We start from the raw sequence: 2,280 nt of genomic DNA, 5'->3' as shown, positions 1-2,280 counted from the left end.
GCCCGCGAGCTCAACGGGCGCCCCCGCATGACCCTGGACTGGGCCACCCCCACCGAAAAACTCAACGAACTCCTGATCAACCACGGTGTCGCACCGATCACTTGAGACCAAGGAGCCTTACGCTCGGCCAGATCCCCAGCTGGCGCTGAACCCTTTCCAATTTGGTAGTGTGAACTGCGGTAATGGTGGAGACATGGCAAAGGTCCCGGTAGATGACCTCTCGATCATTAGCAAGGCCCATTGCCAGGGACTTCGTGTGCTTGTGTATCCATCCGCGATTGACCTGTGACAATCACGTGAGCTTCTAGGTGTCTGGGACAAGATTTTCGCAGGCCTGCTCCTTCCAGGGCCGTATGCCTTCCGCAGGTCAACGCCTGGCTACATCTTGTGCTCCACATGTCTGCGGGCGTCCGGCACGCACACTGGGCCTTGAGGAGCACGGTGGTGTGGAACGCCTCGCCCCGGCCGGGTCCGCTCAAGGCTGCCGATGCTCTCGGGCCGCGTGAAGACGTCGAGCTGCCCGGTCTAGGTATCGATGGCATCAACGTGGAGATGCTGAACTGGGGGGACTGCAGACATCACGTTCGCGTTTCGTGACGTCGAGGGGCAATGGTGGCGGCGCGTGGGCGGGGGTGAGCTCGCCAGGGTTGAAGCGTCGGTCGCTACCTGGCGGGCTCGTTCTGCTGTGGAGTCGAGCTCTGACGCTTGACTCTTATCTCTGGTCAACTCTGTCGAGCAGCGCCTGCAGGTCAGTCAACTTTGTCAACGTAAGAGGGCGCAATATTGGCGCCTGACAGGATAGATAAGATATTATCTTGAAATTTAGGTACACGCCTGGTAAGTTACCTCTTACTCGACCTCCATTAGGAGGGTGAATCCCTAAATAGGAGGTTAGCTATGAGTATCGATGTGGACTCCCGGCTGCTGTCGCGGCCGCAGGACTCCAGTACGTACCTGGCTCTCAAGACGATGCAGGGAGGGCGCGCGGTGTACTCGACGCGCGTTCCGCTGCTGGATCTTCCGACGATCCTTCCGGTCCCCGACCCGAACAACGTCGATAAGGACAACCGCAAGGTCGACCGCCTGCACGCCAAGCAGTTCGGTGAGTACCTCGATTCCAAGCAGGACTGGGTCGCCCCTGCACTCCTTGCCCGTGACGGGGGCGGCTGCACGTTCCAGAAGGCTGACGAGGAGGGACGGGTCGGCTACCTGACCGTTCCGTGGGCGATCGGCGGCATCGCCACGCTGCGCACCATCGATGGCCAGCACCGGATTCTGGGTGTCTCCATCGAGAAGCAGCGCATCACCGATGCCGTCTCCGCGATCGACCGCGAACTCGCACGCAAGGTCAGCGTGGACAGGGCCGCGAAGCTCCAGGTTGAGCGCGAACGGCTCGTGAAACAGATGACCCGCCTCAAGGAGGAGTACGTCGGCCTGGACATCTACGTCGAGCCTGACCCGATCAAGTCGCAGCAGATGTTCGTCGATGTCGCCGACAACGCCAAGGGCATCAGCAGCGCGGTGCGCGCACGCTTCGACAACTACAAGGTTGCCAACCGCACTCTGTCCGACGTCATCGACCACCCGCTGCTCAAGGGACGGGTGGACGCGGAGCAGGACCGCATGACCCTGAAGAACCCCAACCTGATGGGCGCTAAGCACGTCGCGGACATCACCCGCGCCGTCATCGCCGGGGCTGGCGGCAGGATCAGCAAGAAGGCCGAGCAGAGCCTGACCGACGGTGAGGTTATCGAGCAGGTCAAGGACTTCCTAGACATCATCTCCACCGCCTTCAGCGGCTTGGCCGCGGTGACGGAGGACGACCCGGAGGCCGAGCGCAAGCCCGATGAGCTGACCATGTCGCAGAAGCTTCGGCGCACCTCGCTACTCGGCTCGGTGGGCATGCTGCGTGTGCTGGGCGGCGTGTTCCGCGAGCTGCGCGCGGGCGAGAACCCCGCCGAACTCGACGACATCGCTGCGTTCTTTAAGAGGCTCGACCCGCACATGGCCGCGCCGGTCGCGGAGTCCAGCATCTGGCGCACCACCGACGCCAACAAGGACTTCGAACCTGAGGCCTTCGCGCCGATCATGCGCACGCAGAACATCGTCCACCTGGTCAGCGTGATCGCGGGCTGGTACAAGAAGGCCCCCACCGCGCTGTAACCCCAGCGCCGCGGTGATCGGCTACATCGCTGAGAACAGCCGCGGGGGGGGGGGGGGGGGGGGGCGGGGGGGGGGGGGGGGGGGGGGGGGGGGGGGGGGGGAGGGAGACCAGACAGG

At 63.4% G+C, this 2,280-nt stretch carries 1 protein-coding gene; it reads left to right on the top strand.

Annotation, left to right across the window (positions count from 1 at the left end):
* Window positions 1-909: 909 nt before the first annotated feature.
* On the top strand, window positions 910-2,163 hold the full coding sequence (locus ACZ6SD_RS28055) for a DNA sulfur modification protein DndB (protein WP_465320005.1): 1,254 nt from the start codon (window positions 910-912) through the stop codon (window positions 2,161-2,163).
* Window positions 2,164-2,280 lie beyond the last annotated feature (117 nt).

The organism is Actinokineospora sp. NPDC051303 (assembly GCF_055586285.1).
The sequence above is the reverse complement of the archived record's forward strand: the minus strand, read 5'-3'. Positions and strand labels throughout refer to the sequence as shown.